General features: G+C 60.0%; 17 protein-coding genes. 9 read left to right on the top strand and 8 right to left on the bottom strand.

Going from position 1 to position 20,227, the window contains the following annotated elements; translation table 11 throughout:
- Position 1 precedes the first annotated feature (1 nt).
- The 6 genes from AKG12_RS14030 to AKG12_RS14005 form a co-directional block, all read right to left on the bottom strand.
- Positions 2–1,027, bottom strand: coding sequence for an ABC transporter ATP-binding protein (locus AKG12_RS14030; RefSeq protein WP_052819268.1), 1,026 nt, complete (start codon positions 1,025–1,027; stop codon positions 2–4).
- Entirely contained in the window at positions 1,020–1,799 is a 780-nt protein-coding gene (locus AKG12_RS14025) for an ABC transporter permease (RefSeq protein ID WP_006315562.1), read from the bottom strand. The genes AKG12_RS14030 and AKG12_RS14025 overlap by 8 nt, the downstream gene beginning before the upstream one ends.
- Positions 1,796–2,623 (bottom strand): ABC transporter permease, encoded by an 828-nt coding sequence (locus AKG12_RS14020; RefSeq protein WP_052819267.1) that lies wholly within the window; start codon positions 2,621–2,623, stop codon positions 1,796–1,798. Before AKG12_RS14020 ends, AKG12_RS14025 begins: the two co-directional genes overlap by 4 nt.
- A gap of 174 nt (positions 2,624–2,797) precedes the next feature.
- On the bottom strand, positions 2,798–3,820 hold the full coding sequence (locus AKG12_RS14015) for an ABC transporter substrate-binding protein (protein ID WP_046800919.1): 1,023 nt from the start codon (positions 3,818–3,820) through the stop codon (positions 2,798–2,800).
- Complete coding sequence (locus tag AKG12_RS14010) at positions 3,817–4,878, bottom strand: LacI family DNA-binding transcriptional regulator (RefSeq protein ID WP_052819266.1); 1,062 nt, start codon at positions 4,876–4,878, stop codon at positions 3,817–3,819. The genes AKG12_RS14015 and AKG12_RS14010 overlap by 4 nt, the downstream gene beginning before the upstream one ends.
- Positions 4,879–5,005: 127 nt before the next feature.
- Positions 5,006–5,932 carry a LysR family transcriptional regulator gene (locus AKG12_RS14005; protein WP_046800921.1) on the bottom strand — a complete coding sequence of 309 codons (927 nt, stop codon included), beginning with the start codon at positions 5,930–5,932 and terminating at the stop codon, positions 5,006–5,008.
- Positions 5,933–6,029: 97 nt separating this feature from the next.
- Here AKG12_RS14005 and AKG12_RS14000 point away from each other — a divergent pair, with 97 nt between their 5' ends.
- The gene (locus AKG12_RS14000) at positions 6,030–7,217 is read left to right on the top strand and encodes an acyl-CoA dehydrogenase (RefSeq protein ID WP_052819265.1); all 1,188 of its coding nucleotides are present in this window, start codon (positions 6,030–6,032) and stop codon (positions 7,215–7,217) included.
- Between the two features lie 227 nt (positions 7,218–7,444).
- Here AKG12_RS14000 and AKG12_RS13995 read toward each other — a convergent pair whose 3' ends face one another.
- Positions 7,445–9,511, bottom strand: a complete 2,067-nt coding sequence (locus tag AKG12_RS13995; protein ID WP_082178851.1) for a TonB-dependent receptor — start codon at positions 9,509–9,511, stop codon at positions 7,445–7,447.
- Between the two features lie 313 nt (positions 9,512–9,824).
- On the opposite strand from AKG12_RS13995, the gene AKG12_RS13990 reads away from it, so the two are divergent.
- Positions 9,825–10,601, top strand: a complete 777-nt coding sequence (locus tag AKG12_RS13990) for an IclR family transcriptional regulator (RefSeq protein ID WP_052819312.1) — start codon at positions 9,825–9,827, stop codon at positions 10,599–10,601.
- A gap of 2 nt (positions 10,602–10,603) precedes the next feature.
- Here the strand turns inward: AKG12_RS13990 and AKG12_RS13985 are convergent, their stop codons facing one another.
- Complete coding sequence (locus AKG12_RS13985) at positions 10,604–11,905, bottom strand: NtaA/DmoA family FMN-dependent monooxygenase (RefSeq protein ID WP_052819263.1); 1,302 nt, start codon at positions 11,903–11,905, stop codon at positions 10,604–10,606.
- Between the two features lie 214 nt (positions 11,906–12,119).
- Between AKG12_RS13985 and AKG12_RS13980 the strand changes: the two genes are divergently transcribed.
- From AKG12_RS13980 to AKG12_RS13950, 7 genes are all read left to right on the top strand, one after another.
- Positions 12,120–12,920, top strand: coding sequence for an ABC transporter ATP-binding protein (locus tag AKG12_RS13980; protein ID WP_052819262.1), 801 nt, complete (start codon positions 12,120–12,122; stop codon positions 12,918–12,920).
- Positions 12,917–13,930, top strand: coding sequence for a FecCD family ABC transporter permease (locus AKG12_RS13975; protein ID WP_052819261.1), 1,014 nt, complete (start codon positions 12,917–12,919; stop codon positions 13,928–13,930). Before AKG12_RS13980 ends, AKG12_RS13975 begins: the two co-directional genes overlap by 4 nt.
- Entirely contained in the window at positions 13,927–14,991 is a 1,065-nt protein-coding gene (locus AKG12_RS13970; protein ID WP_052819260.1) for a FecCD family ABC transporter permease, read from the top strand. Before AKG12_RS13975 ends, AKG12_RS13970 begins: the two co-directional genes overlap by 4 nt.
- Positions 14,992–15,014: 23 nt before the next feature.
- Positions 15,015–15,968, top strand: a complete 954-nt coding sequence (locus AKG12_RS13965) for an ABC transporter substrate-binding protein (RefSeq protein WP_052819311.1) — start codon at positions 15,015–15,017, stop codon at positions 15,966–15,968.
- 235 nt (positions 15,969–16,203) lie between these two features.
- Positions 16,204–17,043 (top strand): siderophore-interacting protein, encoded by an 840-nt coding sequence (locus tag AKG12_RS13960; RefSeq protein ID WP_052819259.1) that lies wholly within the window; start codon positions 16,204–16,206, stop codon positions 17,041–17,043.
- Positions 17,036–17,314, top strand: a complete 279-nt coding sequence (locus AKG12_RS13955; protein ID WP_052819258.1) for a phosphopantetheine-binding protein — start codon at positions 17,036–17,038, stop codon at positions 17,312–17,314. Before AKG12_RS13960 ends, AKG12_RS13955 begins: the two co-directional genes overlap by 8 nt.
- Positions 17,315–17,389: 75 nt before the next feature.
- Entirely contained in the window at positions 17,390–20,215 is a 2,826-nt protein-coding gene (locus AKG12_RS13950) for a condensation domain-containing protein (protein ID WP_052819257.1), read from the top strand.
- The last annotated feature ends 12 nt before the right edge of the window (positions 20,216–20,227 follow it).

Here is a 20,227-nt window from a genome sequence, read left to right as displayed (position 1 = left end):
GTCAGTTGAACACCTTGAGACTTGCCGCCTTTTCGACCGGCAGGTCGAAGGCAAGCGTATCACCGATGACATGCGCGGCAAGCGCCGCATCGGTTTCCGCCTTGATGGGCCCGAGCGGCGTATCCAGCAGATATTCGCGGCTGTTGCCGGCAAAGGATGTGCCGCGCACGGTTCCCTGGAAAGGACCTGAACCAAGGGTGACCATGCGCGGCCGCCAGGCCAGTCCAGATGCTGAAGGGACTGGTCCGGGAAGCGGTGTTGTGCCGTTTGCGGTTTTCAGCGCGCCGCTTTCCAGCGCGAAGATGTTTTCAAAGCCGACGAAGTCAGCCACGAAGGAGGAAACCGGTGCGTTATAAATCTCCTCCGGCGTGCCGATCTGCTCGATCTTGCCGCCCTTCATGACGACAATGCGGTCAGCCAGCGCCAAAGCCTCGATCTGGTCGTGGGTGACGAAGATCATCGTCACGCCGGTTTCCTTCTGCACACGCTGCAATTCGGTGCGCATTTCAAGCCGCAGACGGGCATCGAGATTGGAGAGCGGCTCGTCGAGCAGCAGCACCTTCGGCTCCATGACCATGGAGCGCGCCAGCGCGACACGTTGCTGTTGACCGCCGGAAAGTTCGGCCGGCTTGCGGGAGGCAAAATTGGACAAACCCACCGATTTCAGGCCGGAGGCGACCTTGTCCTCAAGCGCCTTGCCGCTCATGCCCTTGAGTTTCAGGCCGAAGGCGACGTTTTCGTAAACCGTCAGATGCGGGAAGAGCGCATAGGACTGGAACACCAGACCCACGGCGCGCTTGTTGGCGGCGACACGGGTAATATCGGCCCCGTCGAGATCGATGCGCCCGCCCGCCACCGGCATCAGCCCGGCAATGGCGCGCATCGTCGTTGTCTTGCCGCAGCCGGAAGGCCCCAGCAAGGCCAGAAGTTCGCCCTTGCGGATATCGAGATCGAGATCCTTGACGGCAATGCTGTTGCCATAAGCGAGCGAGACTTTGTTGAGCGAAAGATAATTTGCGTCAGACATAACGGGAGAACCCCAGAAAACGTTCGGCCATGAAGACGATGCCGATGGAAAGGAAGGCGAGCAGCGACGAAAGTGCTGCAACGGAAGGATCAAAGACGATTTCCATGTAACCCAGCATGTCGATGGGCAGCGTGCGCACGCCGGGGCCGGACAGGAACAGCGACACCGGCACCTGATTGAAACTCGTCACGAAACCGAGAATGAAGGCAGAAAGGATGCCGCCGCGAATATTGGGCAGCACCACCCGGAAAAATGCGCCGAGGCGCGACGAACCGAGCAGCACCGCCGCCTCCTCGATATCCGAGCGCAGATTGTTGAGACTGGCCGATACGACCCTGACCGCATAGGGCAGGATGAGCGCTGTGTGGGCGAGAAACAAAGCAAGCGTGATGCCAATGCCGAAGGGCACGACGAAATAGCGTAGCAGCGCCAGACCAACGATGATGCCGGGCACGATGATCGGCGCGGAAACGATGGTGCGCACGGTCTCGGCAAAGGGCAGCTTGTAGCGCGACATGGCGTAAGAGGCGGGAATGCCGAGGATGAGCGCCGTGAACGTGCCGCCGATGGCAAGGAACATCGACATCGCAAAGCTTTCGCGGAAGCTTTCGACCGTGAAGACCTTGGCGATCCATTTCAGCGAAAAGCCCTGCGGCGGAAAAGCGAGCGTATCGCCGGCAGAAAACGAGGCCGCAACGATGATGAGGAACGGCCCGATGAGGAAACCGACAACGAGAAGAAGCGTGAGCGGAATGAAGAGCTGCCGGGTCATTTCTTGTTCCTTGCGGTGGCGATGCGCTTCAGCAGGATATTGGCGGCAAAGCTCATGACGATCAGGATGAAGGCGATGACGCTCGCGGCAACGAAATTGTTGGAGACCGTCACCTGCTGGTAAAGCAGGGTTTCCAGCATCAGCACCTTGGAGCCGCCGAGAATGGCGGGCGTGATATAAGCCGTCAGCGAACCGGTAAAGACCAGCGTGCCGCCAACGACCAGCCCTTCCTTGGTAAGCGGCAGGATGACCTTCCAGAACACCTGCAACCAGTTTGCGCCGAGAACGCGGGCAGCGGCGATGGTATCCTTCGGCATATTCTCCAGCGCGCTGATGAGCGAGATGATCATCAGCGGCAGGAACAATTGCAGAAGGCCGATGAAAACAGCCGTCTCGGAAAACAGGATGCGGATCGGCGCATCGCTGAGGCCCACCGCCTGCAGCGCCTGGTTGACGATGCCGGTTCTGCCGAGAATGACGATCCAGGCATAGGTGCGGGCGACCGGCGAAATCATCAGCGGCAGTACAACGAGATTGACCACATGGCCCTTCGTCCCCTGCGACAGGTTGACGATGGCGAAGGCCGCTGCATAGCCCACCACCGCCGAAACGACGGTGACGAGCGCGCCGAGCTTGAGGGTGCGCAGGAAAACCGTCTGGTTCAGCGGATCGGAAAAGAAATCGGCGTAGGCCGACAATGTCCAGCCGTCAGCGGTGCGAAAGCCCTCCGACAAAAGCATGAAGACCGGCACAAGAAAAACCGCCGCCGCAAAAATCGCAGCGGGCAAGGCAAGCGCCAGCGCTTCGGCCCGGTTCTGAAACATTGGTTTATTCCCTGAACGGCCACACGGCCGGTTACGGTTGAAGCCGGCGTGCCGGCTTGCGGTCTGAAAAGGTTGGAAAAGCGGTCAGGGGACGACCAAACCGCTTTTCCTGAAACGGGGCGAGCCCTTGCGGACGCTGAAAATCACCCCGTTCCTGACTGAAACTGTCTCGGCTTATTGCCCGACCTTGGAGTTCCACTCCGACAACCACTTGTCGCGGTTATCGAGCGTCACGTCAGACGGAATAAGCTGCAGGCTGCGTGCGGTTTCATCACCATAGGTGATATTGTTCGCCACCTCGTCGGAAACCTTGACCTGTTTGTTCGTCGGGCTGTCCACCAGCTTTTCGGCCAACGCCTTCTGAACGTCGGTCGAGAGCCAGAAATCCATGAATTGCAGCGCCAGTTCCTGGTTCTTCGTGCCCTTCGGCACCACGAGCACGTTCATGCCGCCGGTCTGGCCTTCCTTGGGCGTGGCCCAGGCAAGCGGCAGGTCGAGCTTGGTGAAGGGCGCCCAGGAGAAACGGCCGATTGGCGCTGCCCAGATTTCTTCCTGCTGCATCAGCTGCACCAGCTGCGAGGACTTGACGTAGAACGTAACGATATCGTCCTTCTTTTCGCCCACGGCCTCGATGGCGCCGGAAAGATCAGGCGTGTCCTTGCCGATGGCCTTGCCCAGCATATAGAGCGCCGGCGGGCCCTGATTGGTGGTGACGTTCGGGAAGGCGACGTGATCGACAATGCCGTCCTTGAGGAGATCGGCCCAGCTATCGATTTTCATCTTGTCGGTACGGTAGACGATGGAGGTGGCGTAGAAATTGACGCCGACGCTCATGCCGTCGCCATTCGGGTCCTTGGCGATGTCATAGAGGTTTTCGATATTCGGAACCTTGGACGCGTCGATCTTCTGGATCAGGTCCTTACGGGTGGCGGAAAGTGCATCCGCCATGGAGACGATGGCAAGATCGACCACCGGGTTGGCCTTGTTGGCCTCCATCTTGGCCAGACGTTCGACGCTGTTGCCGGTCTCGACGACCAGCTTGCAGCCGCATTTCTGCTCAAACGGCGTATAGACCAGTTCCTTGAATTCGTCCTGCGCGAAGGCGTAGACCGAAATCGTCAGCGTCTTGTCCTGCGCCTCAGCGGCTCCCATCGTCAGCATCAAGGCCGCGCCCGATGCAAGAATGATCTTTTTCATGGTGTGAGTTCTCCTGCTGTGATTTTTTTGGCTTCAATCGCATCATGCTTTGCTTTGCCGGTGGAGCCGCGCATGATCAGCGCCATCGGTACTTTCGAGATTTCTGCCGTAACATCGACGGCGATGCCGGCTTCGCTGACATCGTCAATCGCACGCAGCAGCGCTCCAACCGCAAGGTCGGCGATGCGGCCCATATCCATGCGCATCGTCGTCAGCGGCGGCGTGACCACGGCCGAGAAAATCAGATCGTCGAAACCTGTGACACTGGCCTCTTCCGGCACTTCGATGCCCTCGCGCTGCAATTCGGTCAGCACCCGCAGCGCATGCAGATCGGAAACGGCGGCAAAAGCGGTGAAACCATCCGCGACCCTGTCGGCAAGGCCAAGCCGGCAGCCCGCACCGCCGGCCTTTTCGATGGCGTCTATCCACAGCGTCTGTGCGACGCAGGCCTTGCCAAGACCATCGCGAATGCCGCCGAGGCGGTCGTTCTGCACGTTGGAATCCCGGTTCTTGCCGACCAGCACCACCTTTTTGTGGCCAAGTGCGGCCAGATATTCGCCAACCTGCCGGCCGCCATCCCAGTGGTCGGCGGCAACAGTGTTTCCGGGGGTCGAGGGGCTGTCGATCACCGCGACAGGACAATCAACATCGGTAATGCGCGTGCCACGGCGGGGAACGATAACCATTCCATCCACGCCGCGCTCGATCAACCGGTTGATGGCATCCGTCTGCATGGCGATCTCACCACGCGAGTCGGCGATCAGCACACCGTAACCGGCAGTCACTGCGGCCTTTTCGATGGCCTGCGCAATCTGTGGAAAGAGAGGATTGGCAATATCGGGCAGAACCAGCCCCAGAACACCTGATCTGCCGGTGCGTAGCGCCCTGCCCGCCGAACTCGGCACATAACCAAGCTCGCTTGCCGTCTTGCGGATGCGCTCCGCCAGATCAGGCGAAACCCGGCCCTTGCCCGACAGCGCATTGGACACGGTTGCCACCGACACGCCGAGTGCCGTTGCTATCGCGCTCAGATTGGTGGCAGGCCGTGAAGACGCCATGATGGACCGAAAGGGCTGATTAAACGTTTAATCACGATAATCGAGCGAAACCGCCCTGTCGAGTCCACTGGACGGCAAAATGGGCGAAAAGCTGGGCATAAGACATAAATGCCCGAAAAAAGTGCGGTTATTTTTGCAGCGGCGAACCGTTCGCCGCATGATAGGCCTCCACCTGCCGCACCAGCCAGTCGCGAAACAGGACGACGGGAACATGATTGGCGCGAGAGAGCGGCGCCACCGCATAATAGGAGCTTGGGCTTTTTGCCTGATGATCGAACGCCTTCAGCAACTGCCGCGATTTCAGCTCGTTGTCGATCAGAAAAAGCGGCATCAGCGCCACGCCAAGCCCAGCGATGCAGGCCTGCGCCACGCTGGAGAATTGCTCGAACCGCATGCCCTGCGGCAGAGCGAGTGAAAGGCCGAGGCTTTCGAACCAGTGGCCCCATGCCCCTGGCCGCGAGGCCATGTGCAGCAACGGCAGGGTGGCGAGATCCCCTGCCTTTTCGACCGGATGCGTATTGAGAAACTCAGGGCTGCATACCGGAGCGACCATTTCATGCATCAGAAAGGTGCTTTCCGCCCCCGGCCAATCCGCCTGACCGATATGGATTGCCATATCCAGCTGTTCACGCTCGAAATCGAACTGGCCGATGCGGGTGGCGAAATTGATGGTGATTTCCGGATGGCTGGAGACGAAATCGGGAATACGCGGCAGAAGCCAGCGGGTGCCGAAGGTGGGCAGCATCGCGAGGTTCAGCGTATTGCCATGCGTTTTGGTCATGAGCTGCAGGGAGGCGGAGCGTATCTCGCCAAGGGCCGAGGCAATCGATTTCGCGTAAGTTTTACCCTCCGCCGTCAGCGCCACACCGCGCGCACCGCGCTCGAACAGGCGCACGCCAAGCTGTTCTTCCAGTGACATAACCTGCCGGCTGATCGCCCCTTGCGTCAGGGCCAACTCATCGGCTGCGGCGGAAAAGCTGCCGAGCCGGGCGACGGAATCGAAGGCGGCAAGCGCACTGGTGGACGGCAGGAGTTTACGGCTGAGAGATGTCATGACCCTATTACTAAAGGTAATGCGAAAATGAGTAAACATGGCTTGTGCCAGCAGGGCCGATTACCAATAATCCGGCCAGCAAATCCGGAGGCATAAAGTGAGCGAACGCGCAGCATTCAATTGGCAGGACCCTTTTCTGCTCGAAGACCAACTGACCGACGACGAGCGGATGATCCGCGACGCCGCCGCCGCCTTCGGCAAATCGGAACTTCTGCCGCGTGTCTCCGAGGCCTATCTTTCCGAAACCACCGAACCGGAACTGTTCCGCCTGATGGGCCGCACCGGCCTGCTCGGCGTTACCCTGCCGGAAGAATACGGCGCGGCCAATGCCAGCTACGTGGCTTATGGCCTCGTCGCCCGCGAGGTGGAGCGGATTGACAGCGGTTACCGCTCGATGATGAGCGTGCAATCCTCGCTCGTCATTCACCCGATCTTCGCTTATGGCTCGGACGAGCAGAAGAAGAAATACCTGCCCGGCCTCGTCTCCGGCGAGCTGATCGGCTGTTTCGGCCTGACCGAGCCGGATGCCGGCTCCGATCCCGGCGGCATGAAGACCCGCGCAGAAAAGATCGCCGGCGGCTATCGCCTGCGCGGTTCGAAAATGTGGATTTCCAACGCGCCGATTGCCGATGTGTTCGTCATCTGGGCAAAATCCGAAGCCCATGACAATCAGATTCGCGGCTTCGTGCTGGAAAAGGGCATGAAAGGCCTCTCCGCACCCAAGATCGGCGGCAAACTCTCGCTGCGCGCCTCGATCACCGGCGAGATCGTCATGGATGGCGTGGAGGTCGGCGAAGACGCATTGCTGCCGAATGTTTCCGGTCTCAAGGGCCCGTTCGGGTGCCTCAATCGCGCCCGCTACGGCATTTCCTGGGGTGTGCTCGGGGCCGCCGAAGATTGCTGGTTCCGTGCCCTTCAATATGGCCTCGACCGCAAGCAGTTCGGCAAGCCGCTGGCCGGCATGCAGCTTTACCAGAAGAAGCTCGCCGACATGCAGACCGAAATCGCGCTCGGCCTACAGGCATCACTGCGCGTCGGCCGGCTGATGGACGAGCACAGGATGGCGCCGGAAATGATCTCCATCATCAAGCGCAACAATTGCGGCAAGGCGCTGGATATCGCCCGCCAGGCCCGCGACATGCATGGCGGCAACGGCATCCAGATCGAATATCACGTCATGCGCCACGCCCAGAACCTTGAAACGGTCAATACCTATGAGGGCACGCATGACGTTCACGCGCTGATCCTCGGCCGGGCGCAGACAGGCATTCAGGCGTTTTTCTGAGGCTTATGGACCGGAGGCGGGGACGGCGTCGGTTAACGGCGAAGTTTCTTCTCACCGTCATTCCGGCTCGAGGCCGGAATGACGGAGGAAGAGTGCGCCCCGGCAAATGTGAGCCAGCCCTTTGAGCCAAGCTCAAAATCGTATCATCGGGAACAATCCCCCTTGAAACAGAAAGGCCTCCGAAGATCGCTTCGAAGGCCTTTTTCTTTTCGAGCTCAGGCGACGGCTCAGAAGGTGCCGCGAACGCCGATGCCGAACATGCGCGGTTCGGTCATGCTGGCCTCAATGCCGCCAATGCCGCGATTTTCCTTCATCAGCGTCGGTGCGCGTTCGTCGAAGACGTTCTTGACGTAAGCGTAGAATTCAAGCTCCTCCTGGAACTTGTAGCTCGCCCGCACATCCGCGATCGTATAAGGCTCGATCGCATAAACGGCCTTGTTATCCGTGTCGGAATAATAGCCGTCGAGATGGCGCACCTGCCCCGAGACGGTGAACTTGTCCGTCACATCCCAGCTGGCGCCGATGGTGAAGCTGTAACCGGGTGACTTGGCGAATTCCTTGCCGAGATAGGCGGAATTGCTGGAAATCTCGTCAATTTCCGTCTTCAGCAAACCGGCGCTGGCCTTGAGCGTCAGATTGTCGAGAACCTGATAATCGGCGCCGATTTCCAGGCCGTAAGCATGGGCCTCTTCGGCATTGACAGTGTAGGATTCGCTGATGCCCGTGGACACGACGATCGGCACGTTGAACTGCGCATCCTTCATGTCCATGTAGAACAGGTTGCCGTTGATCGTCAGAGTGTCATCCAGCAGGCTGGCGCGGGTGAAAAGCTCATAATTCCAGATGGTTTCCTTGTCGAAGGTCCGCCATTTGCTGGTCGTCAGGTCAAATGCGACACCGCCGGGATTGTAACCGCGGCTGATCAAACCACCCACCGTCCAGTCGTCATTCACGGCATAAGCGAGCGAGGCCTTCGGCAGAATTTCAGAGAAAGTCTCGTCATAATTGACCGAACTTCTGCTTGTGGCGCTCAGCGTTCTGTAACCGTTGCGCTGAATCTGGTCCTGCTGGTAGCGCAGACCGCCGGTCAGGGTCCATTGATCCGTCAGGCGATAGCTCAGTTCGCTGAAGAGACCGAGATTGTCCTTGGTGTCGTTGAAGCGCGATGTTCCACGCAGATAAAGCACTTCGTCGGCTTTCGTATGCGCGTAGAAGATACCTGCCACCCCACTCAGCACATCCTCCTGATCACCGAAGGTCACACGGGTTTCGTGGGAGGTGTTCTTGAGGTCGATATCGGCATCGCCGGTATTGGCAATGCCGACCCTGCGCTTGGCGATGGACGAGGAAAACTGCGTCTGGTTGAACAGTTTCACACCATTTTCGAAATCGTAGTTGATGTCGAGAATGCCGGTATTGGTATATTGGCTGAAGCTCGGCATCGTGTTGGTGATGTGGTTCAGGTCCTCGAAGGGACGCGACGCCGCTTCCTGGCTTGGACGGTTGGAGGCGTTATAGGAATAGGTGAGCTTGGTCGAAAGGCCGGGGATTTCCGAGGGTTCCCACAGAAGCTTGAAACGACCGTTGAACTCCTTGAAGTTCTGGTCCGTGCCGTCATGGGCAAAAGCGGAATTGATGTAGTCGATGAAGGTATCACGACCGGAATAATCGATCGCCATACGCGCCGCCAGTTCGTCTTCGATCAGCGGGCCGGAAAAGGCGAAGGAACCGCGCTTCTGGTGATAATTGCCGATCTCGGCCTGATAGCTCGCCTCCGGCGTAAACGTCGGGTCTTTGGTATTGACGAGGATAGCGCCGGCAATGGCGTTCGCACCCTGGGAGGTGGTCTGCGGACCGCGGAACACCTCGATGCTTTCGACATCCCAGATGGAACTCGCGCCATAGATGAACTCGTTATAACCGAGGTAATGGCCGTCGACATTGATCGTCGCGCGCGGCACCGTGCCGGTGAAGAAGGCGATGGAGCCGGTATTCGGTCCCTGCGTGTCCTGTCCGCGAATGATGGGCGCGCTGACATTGTCGGTATAAACGACGTTCGGAATATCCTTGATCGCTTCCGAAACGGTCGGATCGCCGGTCTTTTCCTTTTTGATTTTCTCGCTGGATATGACCGAAACGGACGACGCCGTGTTCTTCATATCGCGCGCCACTTTTTCACCGGTCACGACGATCGGTTTAAGAACTGTCGTTCCCGCTGTCTCAGCCTGCTGATCCTGACCCAGGACCGGCGTTACAAACAGCGTCGCCAGCGTCAGAACGCTGACCCCGTTCATCAAACGACCGTTAGAGCGAAACCCCATAACACACCCCTAAATAAACATGAGTATTAAAGTCATATTCAAGTAACGGATGCGTTATCTGTTTCGCAATAGAGAATACGTTCTGCATTGCGGACAATCGGGGTTCCGTAACGGGATGTGCCATATTTACAACAAAGTTTATCGACCACCCTTAGCACCAAGGCTGGCAAAGCGTCGCAACGGCCTGTTTTCCTGCCAGAAATCAATTCCGATTTCCCGGCCGATGCGTTAGGCATCTCCGATGCCATACAATTTGGGCCGTACAAGGGGAATAGGCTTGAAGGTCATGAATGACGATGCCGATGATCTGCCGGAAAACGAGGGCGAGAAGCGCTCAGCGCTCATTCAATCCGTATCGATCGCGGCGCGTTTCCTCGACCTTCTCGCAAAATCAGATACGGCACTCGCGCTTGGCGAACTGGCCAAACGCGCCGGCACCGGCCGTTCGACCGCGCACCGCTATATGCAGAGCCTGGTGCGGGAAGAACTGGTGACCCAGGACCCCGCAAGCGGTTGCTACGATCTCGGGCCGGCGGCGCTGGGGATAGGCATAAGCGCGCTGAGACGAATCAATCCGGTAGAGACCGCCGGTCGCCAGATGAAAAATCTGGCCTCGCAGATCGGCGCCAGCTGCGGTGTGGCGATCTGGACCGATCGCGGCCCGGCCGTAGTGCAATGGCACAGGAGCGCCAGCTTCTCCATCAGTACCGTAGCGCTCGGTGATGTTCTGCCGCTGGACAACAGCGCCTGCGGACTGGTTTTTCAGGCTTACCTGCCACCGGATAGAATTGCCGCCGTGCGCAAATTGCAGCCGGCCACCTTTCGCGGCTCACGCCCCGAGGCGAAGGTTCTCAACGCCATCCGCGAGGCAGGCGGTGCGGAACTCAACGAGCATCTGTTTTCGGCCCTGACGGGCAAGGCGGCCCCGGTTTTCGATGCCCAGCGCGAAATCTGTTGCGTCGCCACCACCGTATCCTTCCTGGCGACAGCCGAGGCCGAAGGGCATTTTTCGCGACTGCTCGAAGCAGCCACAAAAGCGACGAGCGAATCCGGCGGATCGTAAACCTATTCGGCCAGATGGTCCGCAAATGTGTGGCCGGAATAGCCGGTGCGGAAAAGCCCGGCATCGCCAAGCCTGGGAAGCAGCTGCTCCAATACCAGCCGCATCGAAGCGACAGACCCGCCAGGCACCGCGACAAAACCGTCTATCGCACTGGCCTGCGCCCATTCCCGAATGGTTTCAAAAGCATCCTCCACGGTGCCGATGATCTGCCAGTGGCCAGACCCCATCACTTCCGGCCGTTTCAGCAGGTCTGCGACGCTCAGGGTCTCCCGTTCGATCAGCCGGCGTAAAAGGTTGGCATGGGTGCGGCTTCTCGGTGTTTCAGGCGGCAGCGGCAGATCCGAAGCGGTGACGATCCGCGTGAGCGGCCACTCCGAAAGATCAAGGCCCGTCATATCGCGAATGGAGGCAAAGGCGCGGGCGCGGTTGGCGCGCGCATGGGTCTCCGCAAAGAGTTCCAGCGCCTCCTTTCGGCTGCTCGCCAGATAGAGGCTGAGGCCCGGCATCAGCTTCACCTCGTCCGCCCTGCGGCCATGCCCCTCGGCCCGGCGGCGCAAATCCGCCCTGAGTTCGATGGCCGCCTGCATATCCGGCGTCGAGGCAAAAACCGCATCCGCCACCGACGAGGCGAAATCACGGCCCTCGGGAGAAGCGCCCGCCTGCACCAGCGGAATGCGGCTGGCATGGGCCGGCAGGTTGAGCGGGCCTTTGACGCTGAAATGCGGCCCTTCATGTGCCACCGGCCGCACCAGCGAGGAATCGGCAAACCGCCCGCTTTCCCTGTCGAGCTTCAACGCCTCGTTCGGAAAACTTGCCCAGAGCTGCCGCACCACCTGCGTGAATTCGGCGGCGCGTTCATAGCGCTCCTGCGACGACGGCATTTGCTTGAGGCCGAAATTTTCGTGGCCTTCAAGGGCAGTCACGATGTTCCACCCCGCCCGGCCGTTGCTCAGCCAGTTCAGTGACTGAATCTGGCGAGCAACCACATAGGGTGGCAAAAAGGTCGTCGAAACGGTGGATAACAGGCCGACGCGACTGGTCTCCCGGGCAATTGCGGCGAGAAGCATGGTCGGGTCCATGCTGGCAAATCCGCCGCCGGTCTCCAGCCCCTCGGTACGCAGAAAAAGCGTATCGGGCCGAAACACGAAATCCACATATGCGGCCTCGGCGCGCTGGGCAAGATCGACGAAATAATCGCTGGAAAACACCCCACTTATATCGCTGTCCGCGCGCCGCCACGCCTCGCCACTGAGCCAGGTTGGGGCCAGCGACATACCGACATGGAGCTTGGCTGCGACTGACATGATGCACCTCGATTGAAATAACGGGCAAGAAATCCGCGGGTTGAATCGGCAAATTTCGATTTGTGGAGAGTTTTACTATAGTTTAGTGTCGCTTCAAGATCAGAGCGTCGCGCTTGCCTGAACGGGACCCGTTTTTCGCAAGATCGATATTTAAGTTCAAATACTTATAACGGCTGTGCGGCGTCTCGACGCATGGCCGCATGAATAACAGGAGTTGTATCCGGTGCTTGATGCGACAGACCTTCACGCCAGCTACGGACACGTCCCCGTCTTGAAGGGACTGTCTGCCCGTTTCCAAGCCGGGCGGGTGACGGCGCTGGTCGGCCCGAATGGTTGCGGCAAGTCGACGCTGTTGAAAACCATCATGGGTTTCCTACCTTTGTCATCAGGCAAAATAAGGCTTGGCGAGCGTTCGATCAGCGAAATCGGACGCCGGGAACTCGCCCGCCGTATCGCCTATCTGCCGCAGGAATGCCATTGCCCTGACTATATGACGCTTGGCGAGTTGATCGAGCTCGCCGGTTATGCGCGATACGGTCTTGCAGGCGGCCCGACTGAACGCGACCGGGCGCTTTTTGCCGAGGCGCTGAGGACCGTCGGGCTGGAAGACAAGGCGAAAGCACAGGTCAACACGCTGTCCGGCGGCCAGCGCCAGCGCGCCTTCATCGCCATGGTGCTGGCGCAGGATACCGACGTGATCCTGATGGACGAACCGGTCAACCATCTCGACATGAAGTATCAATATGCCGTTCTCGGCCTCGTGCGCGAATTGACCGACAGGCACGGCAAAACCGTTATCGTCGTGCTGCACGATCTCAACCTCGCCTCCACTTTCGCTGATGATGTCATCATGCTGAAAGCCGGACGGGTTCTGGCGTCAGGGCCGATTGAAAAAACGGTCACCCCTGAAAATGTCGCGGAGGTCTTCGATCTCGAAGCCGATATCTTCTCCCGTCAGGGACGGCTCATCTGCGTGCCCCGGCTGGAGCGGCAGGAACAGGCCATTCCGGCATGACCTCGAAAATAACGCTGATTTTTGCCGCCGCGCTGCTGCTGGCCGCCATTCTCACTATTAATTTGCTCGTTATGAGCGGCGACATGCCGCTTGCCGAAATCGCCGCAACGCTCTGGCGCGGCGAGGCCGACACCTATGAACAGTCGGTACTTCTCTACCAGCAGATCCCGCGCTCGCTGATCGCGATTTACGTGGGCGCCACCACCGCCGTCAGCGGCTGCGTGCTGCAGGGGCTTGTCCGCAATCCCCTCGCCTCGCCCTCCACTCTGGGCCTGAATGCCGGCGCGACGCTTTTTGTGGTTGCCGGCGCGCTGGTGTTCGATTTTTCTCCGGAGGTGCAGGGATTAGCGGCACTCGTCGGCGCCGGTCTCGGCTTTGGCGCCTGCTTCCTCGTCGCCCGTCTTGCCGGTCGGTCGAACGATCCGCGCGGCCTGTCGCTCATCCTCGCCGGTGCCCTGGTTTCGATGCTGCTGATCGGCGTGACCAATGCCCTGCTGTTATCAAACCCTACACGGCGCAGCGAATTTCTGAGCTGGGTGGGCGGCAATATCAACCACGTCTATGCCGCGCGGCTCATCGATTTCTGGTGGATTGGAGCCATTGCGCTGGCGATATTGTTGTTGGTCGCCCGGCCGCTGACGCTCGTTCTGCTGGGCGCGGAAAAAGCCGCCTCCGCCGGTGTGAACGTGACAAGTATTTCCCGGGTCGCGCTTTTTGCCACCATGCTGGCATCGGGCTCGGCGGTGGCGATCTGTGGCCCGATTGGCTTCGTCGGCCTTATCGTGCCGCATATGATCCGACCGCTGGTGGGGGTGAATTTCACACTCGCCCTACCGGCCTCCGCTCTTGTCGGCGCAGGGCTCTGCGTGCTGGCCGATCTTGGCGCACAGACCCTGTTTGCGCCTTATGTGGTCAATACCGGGCTGTTCATGGATCTGCTCGGAGGCCTCGTCTTCATCGTCATCGTCAAGCGCTTTTATCTTTCGCCTTCGCAGAGGGGGCTGTCATGAAACGGCATTTCGCCACCGACGGCAAAGCGGTACTCAGGCTGCCGAGCGGCCTGCAAATCGGCATCGGCAATCTGAAGGCCGGCCTCGCGCTGGTTGGATTGGCGCTTGTGCTCGCCGCCATATCCGTTAGCCTCGGCAATACTGAAACAGGTTTATTCGACCTTTTGCACGGCCTTGCCGGCGGGCATCTGGGCGACGATCAGGCCTATGCGCTGTGGACGGTGCGGCTGCCGCGCATTCTGCTCGGCTTCATGGCCGGCTGGAGTGTGGCATTGGCAGGCGCCATGCTGCAATCCGTCGCCCGCAATCCTCTCGCCGATCCCGGCCTGTTCGGTCTGAGCCAGGGGTCGATGACCACTATCATGCTGCTTCTGGTGCTGGTGCCGGCCGCGCCAAAAACCATGGTAGCGCTTGCGGCCGTCGGCGGCGGTCTGGCAGTGGCCTTCCTCCTGATCGCCCTCGTTGGACGTGAACGCTCCAGCGGACTTGCCATTCTGCTGATGGGGATAGCGATAGAATCCGCCCTTTCATCCGTCTCCTCTGTGCTTTTGCTCTACACGCCGGCGGAAACTTCACTTTCACTGGCCGACTGGATGGCGGGTTCGCTGTTTCAGGCAAGCTGGTCCACCAATCTCGTTTTTGCGCCCCTCTTTGCCGCAAGTCTCGCCGGCATCTTTCTGCTCGGTCGGGCACTTGCGGTCTTCGATCTCGGCAACGAGATGGCCATGGCGCTTGGCGAAACCGTCAGGCATTCGCGCCCGCTCGTCATCGTTTTCGCGGTCATCCTCAGTGCCTCATCCGTCACCGCGGTCGGCCCGCTCACCTTTCTCGGCGTCATAGCCCCGCATCTCGCCACTTTCGTTTCGCCCGCCGTCGGCCGCGCCAGGCTTTTTCTCTCGGGGCTCACCGGCGGCATATTGGTGGTAACCGCCGATACGCTGTCGCGCGGGCTGGTGGCTGATACGCCGATGCCGATCGGCCTTGCACTGACGCTGATCGGTGTACCGCTTTTCATCCTCACGCTGCGCCTGCAGGCGCTGCGCAGAACCAACAGCCATTGAATGAACTGAATAAAGGGAATGCCATGCGAATTGCCATCCTACTCGCCGCCTTTCTGGCCGCTGGAACGAGCCTTGCCGCCGAGCGCAACGTGACCGATGCCGCCGGCCGCACCGTCTCCGTTCCGGAAAAGCCGCAACGCATCGTTGTCATGCATGAGCCGCTCCTGGGCGTGCCGCTGATGGATCTCGGCGCCAATGTGGTTGGCGCCTATGGCCGCAATAGCGACGGCAAATTCGCCACCGCCGTCGATTTTATCGATACCGTCCTTGGCGAAGGCCGCACGAAACCCAAAGGTTTTGGCGCTGTCGGCCAGATTGATCTCGAAAAGCTGCGGGCGCTGCGACCGGATCTGATCGTGGCAACGGAAATGGATGGCGGCAAGGCCGAACAGCTTTCCACCGTCGCCCCCGTCTATCTGCAAAAGGTCAGCACCGGCCATGCCTATGGTTTCAGCGTGGAGGAGAATCTTGCCGGTCTCGTGGGACGGAGCGACGCTTTCGCCGAACGCCGGAAGGCCTATGACACCAAACTTGCCGCCGTCAAAAAGACGCTGGGCGAAGATGTCAAAGGCAAGACCTATCTGGCGATCCTGCTGACCGACCAGATCAATGCGGTTGGCGACATGTCCGGCGCGGTGCAGGCACTGGAGGATCTGGGTTATGCCCGGCTAAAGATCGATAACGCCGCCTCTTCCGGCGGACTTGGCTCCACCCTCACCATGCCGCTGAGTGCCGAGGCTTTCGGCAAGCTCAATCCTGATCTGCTGGTGGTGATGAACAGCTATACGAGCCCTGCGCGGGGTGAGGCCGGAACGCGCGCGGCACTGGAAAAGATCATTCCCGGCTGGGAACGTTTCGTGAAACCGGCCCGCGAAGGCAGGATCGTGTTCCTCGATTCCACCAGGGTCACGACGCCTTCCATTCCCAGCGCCCTGCACACGCTGGACGCGGTGGAAGGCTGGGCGGCCCGCCCCTGATTTTCTCGAAAACGGCGAATACCGGCGCGTACTTCATGCGCCGGCTATAAACTTGAGTTTTTATGTAAAGTTATATTGCGACAGCCGGAAGCGCCTGTTATGGTTTGCACATCTTGACGCAACGATGCCGGATTATCGCGCCGGATAACACTTCCGATTAGCGATCATCCCGCACGCCGATCCGGGACAGCGAGACAGCCGAACCCGTCGGCAACATCCCACGAAAGACAACAGCATGAGCATAACCGACAGCATTGAAACCGCCGTTCCGGACCGTACTCCGAAACGTCATCGCCACGCCGTCAAGCTGCGCTGCCTCGATGTTGCGCGGGTGGAACAGCTCAGCCGGTCCATGGTGCGCATCGTCCTCACCGGACCGGAACTGGAGGGTTTTGCCAGCTTCGGTTTTGACGACCACGTCAAGATGTTCTTCCCGCTTCCCGGCCAAACCGAGCCGAACCTGCCGGTGATCGGCCCGAACGGCCTTGAATTCCCGGAAGGCGCGCCGCGCCCGCTGGCGCGCGATTATACGCCGCGCAGCTTCGATGCCGAAAAGGGCGAACTCGCCATCGATTTCGCCACCCATCATGACGGCCCCGCCAGCAACTGGGCAAAAGCCGCCAAAGTGGGCGACAGGGGGTGGATTGCCGGTCCACGCGGCTCTTTCACCGTTCCCTTCACCTATGACTGGCATCTGCTGATCGCCGACGATACCGGCCTTCCTGCGCTGGCCCGACGGCTTGAAGAAATGCCTGAAGGCACACGGGCCGTGGCGCTGATCGAGGTCGAGACGGATGCGGACCGCCTGGACATCGCCACGAAGGCTGACGCTTCGATCGTCTGGGTGACGCAAAACACCACAAGCGGAACCGATCACGACGCATTGACGGGCGCGCTGCGCAAACTCGATCTGCCGAAGGGCGATTTCTTCAGCTGGGTTGCCTGCGAATCGAAGACCGCAAAGGAGATTCGCGCCCTCCTGATCGAAGAATTCGGCGCAAACCCCAAATGGACACGCGCCTCCGGTTACTGGCGGCGGGGCGCCAGCGGCGTGCACGATCATTTCGATGAATGAACCGGCAATCACGTCGGGTGTGATGCGGGAGGCGGGAACGATGCTGACGGACCTCAAGGCCCTTCTTGCCGGAGTTCTGGAGGATGAGGTGCGCGATATCGAACCGGGGGACAACCTGTTCGGTCATGGGCTTCATTCGCTTGCCCTCATGCGCCTCATCCCGCCGCTTTCGCAGCTTGCCGGAACGCGTCTCGACTATGACGACCTGGCCCGGCAGCCCACGCTTGCTGCCTGGCAGGCGTTGATCGAACGGGCGCGCGTGGGAGGCTGACCCCCGCCAACAGGATTTTTCGCGCCCGGCGCGATGTCCCTGAACATTTTCCAGAACATGTCCAAGGAGAGGACCATGGCAGCAGACAATACGCGTATGCTCGCACGTCGCATCGAAGAAAGCTTTGACAGAGGCGACGCAGTACCGCCGAGCCAATACGAAGAGCGGATCTGGTTTAAGCAGTTTCAGGATCCCGATCAGGTCTTCCGGCATCTTCTCGCCTACCGCATCGGCGAAGAATGCGACCTGTTGCGCCTGACCGCAGCGCTGAAGACGATTTGCGAAGCCTGGCCCGAGCTTCGCGCACGCTTTGCCTTCGGAGAGGATGGCGCCCTTTCAAAAAATATCGAAACCCTGTCCGCATCCGATGTGCAATTGCTGCAGGTGCCATCATCAGCAGAAGCCCTCGCCCTTCTGCACGACCTTCAGGCAAGGCCCTTCGATGCCGAAACAGACCCGTCCTTCCAGGCGGTGGTACTATTGAATGAAGGGGAAATCCTGCTGGCCTTTCTGGTCCACGGCCTGCTTGGCGAAGTTCTCTCGCCAAAGATATTGCTGGATGGCATTTCCGCCGCCTATGCCGGTGAGACACCGAAGCCGCTTTCCGCTCGCAAGTTCGAAGATGGTGGCATCAACCCGCTTCCACTCGGCTGGCTGCAGCGCCCGGTCTCCGGCTCAGCCATCGTGACGTTGCGGCAAAACAGGCTGGAGAGGCCGGCAAGCCACAGCCACGGCGTCGATCTTCCCGCCACCCTGCTCGGCCTCAACGGCTCTACTGCGACGAATGCGCTTCTGGCGCGTGCCGGTGCGCGTTTCGCTCTGTTCCTAGCGGCAGGCGACGGTCCGGAAACCGTGATGCTCCGCCTGCACCCCGACGCCCCCACACCACCTTCAGCGGAGGCTGCATCACGGATATCGATCTCGCGTCACCAATCGCCCGAACAGGCTGAAAAAGCCGTACTGGCTGGACTGGAACAGCGAAACGACAATGATGACGAGCCCGCCACCTTCACACTTCATGCGCTGGCGGCACCCGTTCAGCCCGTATCGGAGCATGGCCTCCAGTTCGAACCCCTGCTCCTGCCCTCCCTGCAATCCGGTCTTGGTCTCACCCTTGCCGCCGGCCCGACAGTCGCCGGTGACATCCGTCTCGAACTGACGGGCGGTAAGGAAATGTCGCCGCATGCGACGGCCTTCCTGCTGGAGCGTTTCGTCAGCCATCTCGAAGGCGGCGCAGATTTTTCCGCCATCGTACCTCAAAATGCCTCCGCAACACCGGAGCAGGCGGCTCGCCTATCCACCGGCCTTGGCGATGACGCCACCACCGCGACCATCCTTGCCGAATTCCGCGAGGCGCTTGCCTCACCCGATATGGGCCCGGACGACGATTTCTTCGATTTTGGCGGTCATTCGCTGATCGCCACCCGCATCATCGGACGTCTGCTCAGCAATCACGGCATAGAGCTGCGTTTCAACGACCTTTTCAGCTATCCAACCGCCGCCGCGCTTGCCACACAGGCGACCCGCCTCGAAACTGCAGCGCCCGCACATGCGCAAGCAACGGAAACCGGCTCGTTGACCGCGCCGCTTTCTCTGGCGCAGATGTCGCTCTGGAAGGCCTATGCCGCCTTCGGCTTCGGCGACATATTCAATATCCCCTTCGCGCTCGATTTCCTTGGTCCCGTCGATGAAAACGCTTTCGAATGCGCCTTCCTCGACATCATCGAGCGCCATCCCGGCCTGCGCACCCATTTCTACGTCGAAAACGACACGGTTCTGCAGAAGATCGTGCCGATGCATGACCTGCCCGGTTACAAGTGGTTCTGGACCAGTGAAGAAAGCGAAGGTGTGGATCGGCATGCGGAAGCCGGCTGGCGGTTCGATCTTGAGCGTGAACTGCCGATGCGGCTGCGTTTCCTGCGTGATGCGCAGACCGGCAGGCAGGTGCTGTCCTTCCTCTTCCATCACATCGTGCTGGACGAATGGTCAGTGAACCTGATGATGGACGAACTGACAGAAGCCTACCGGGCAAGAGCGGCGGGCAAGGCCCCGATCTTTGCAACCAAACCTGCGCCCTTCCATGAATTCGCCAGAAAACAGGTGGCCTCAGGCGTCAATGCCGGCCACCTTGCCTACTGGACCGATATGTTGCGGGATGCGCCGAAAGGCCTTGCCCTCAACGGACAGGATGGCACGCTGCACGAGGCACCGCAGGACGAAGCACCGGCGGGCGGCTGGGTCGAATTCAAGCTGGAAAAACACGTCAGCGACGGGCTTTACGCCGTTGCCAAGCAGAACAGCGCCTCGCTGTTCAACGTGGTTTACGCCGCCATAGCCGCATCGCTGCGTCATCTTGGCGGATTGAGCGATCTCGTGGTCGGCACCTCGGCTTCGGGCCGCACCGATAGCGGTTATTTCGATACGATCGGTTATTTCACCACGGTCGTCGCCCATCGCGTGCGTTTCGACGAGACCATGACCGTCGGCGACCTGATTTCTTCGGTGAAGAACACCATCAACGGCTCGCTGGAACATAGCGAAATCCCGATCGATCTCGTCGAGGAGGCGCTTGGTATGACACCGGGCCGAGACCATCTGTTCGAGGTCTTCATCCAGATCCACGCCAGGAACAAGCTGAACGGCACGCTTGCCGGACCGGATGGCAAGCCGGTGGAGTTCCGCCAGATCGACCCCGACAAGCACGAATCCATGCTGGGGCTGCAATTCGAGGTGATGGAAGAAATGATCGGCGGCGAGCGCTCCATTCGCGTGCTGATGAGCTACCGTTCGGACCGCTACGGCCCTGACGATGTCGAGCGGCTGCGCAACACCACCAGCGGCGTCTTCAGCCGCTTTGCCGAAGCCGGCGCTTCGAACAGGGTGTTGGCGACGCTCGCCTGAGCTGCACTTGTG

The organism is Agrobacterium sp. SUL3, from assembly GCF_001263295.1.
Taxonomy (GTDB): domain Bacteria; phylum Pseudomonadota; class Alphaproteobacteria; order Rhizobiales; family Rhizobiaceae; genus Agrobacterium; species Agrobacterium tomkonis.
Note: the sequence above shows the minus strand (reverse complement) of the source record. Positions and strands in the feature narration are given on the sequence as shown.

Bases quoted from the DNA above. Each gene is read 5' to 3' on its own strand.
- AKG12_RS14030 (WP_052819268.1), bottom strand. From the start codon at position 1,027: ATGTCTGACGCAAATTATCTTTCGCTCAACAAAGTCTCGCTCGCTTAT.
- AKG12_RS14025 (WP_006315562.1), bottom strand. From the start codon at position 1,799: ATGACCCGGCAGCTCTTCATTCCGCTCACGCTTCTTCTCGTTGTCGGT.
- AKG12_RS14020 (WP_052819267.1), bottom strand. From the start codon at position 2,623: ATGTTTCAGAACCGGGCCGAAGCGCTGGCGCTTGCCTTGCCCGCTGCG.
- AKG12_RS14015 (WP_046800919.1), bottom strand. From the start codon at position 3,820: ATGAAAAAGATCATTCTTGCATCGGGCGCGGCCTTGATGCTGACGATG.
- AKG12_RS14010 (WP_052819266.1), bottom strand. From the start codon at position 4,878: ATGGCGTCTTCACGGCCTGCCACCAATCTGAGCGCGATAGCAACGGCA.
- AKG12_RS14005 (WP_046800921.1), bottom strand. From the start codon at position 5,932: ATGACATCTCTCAGCCGTAAACTCCTGCCGTCCACCAGTGCGCTTGCC.
- AKG12_RS13995 (WP_082178851.1), bottom strand. From the start codon at position 9,511: ATGAACGGGGTCAGCGTTCTGACGCTGGCGACGCTGTTTGTAACGCCG.
- AKG12_RS13990 (WP_052819312.1), top strand. From the start codon at position 9,825: ATGAATGACGATGCCGATGATCTGCCGGAAAACGAGGGCGAGAAGCGC.
- AKG12_RS13985 (WP_052819263.1), bottom strand. From the start codon at position 11,905: ATGTCAGTCGCAGCCAAGCTCCATGTCGGTATGTCGCTGGCCCCAACC.
- AKG12_RS13975 (WP_052819261.1), top strand. From the start codon at position 12,917: ATGACCTCGAAAATAACGCTGATTTTTGCCGCCGCGCTGCTGCTGGCC.
- AKG12_RS13970 (WP_052819260.1), top strand. From the start codon at position 13,927: ATGAAACGGCATTTCGCCACCGACGGCAAAGCGGTACTCAGGCTGCCG.
- AKG12_RS13965 (WP_052819311.1), top strand. From the start codon at position 15,015: ATGCGAATTGCCATCCTACTCGCCGCCTTTCTGGCCGCTGGAACGAGC.
- AKG12_RS13960 (WP_052819259.1), top strand. From the start codon at position 16,204: ATGAGCATAACCGACAGCATTGAAACCGCCGTTCCGGACCGTACTCCG.
- AKG12_RS13955 (WP_052819258.1), top strand. From the start codon at position 17,036: ATGAATGAACCGGCAATCACGTCGGGTGTGATGCGGGAGGCGGGAACG.
- AKG12_RS13950 (WP_052819257.1), top strand. From the start codon at position 17,390: ATGGCAGCAGACAATACGCGTATGCTCGCACGTCGCATCGAAGAAAGC.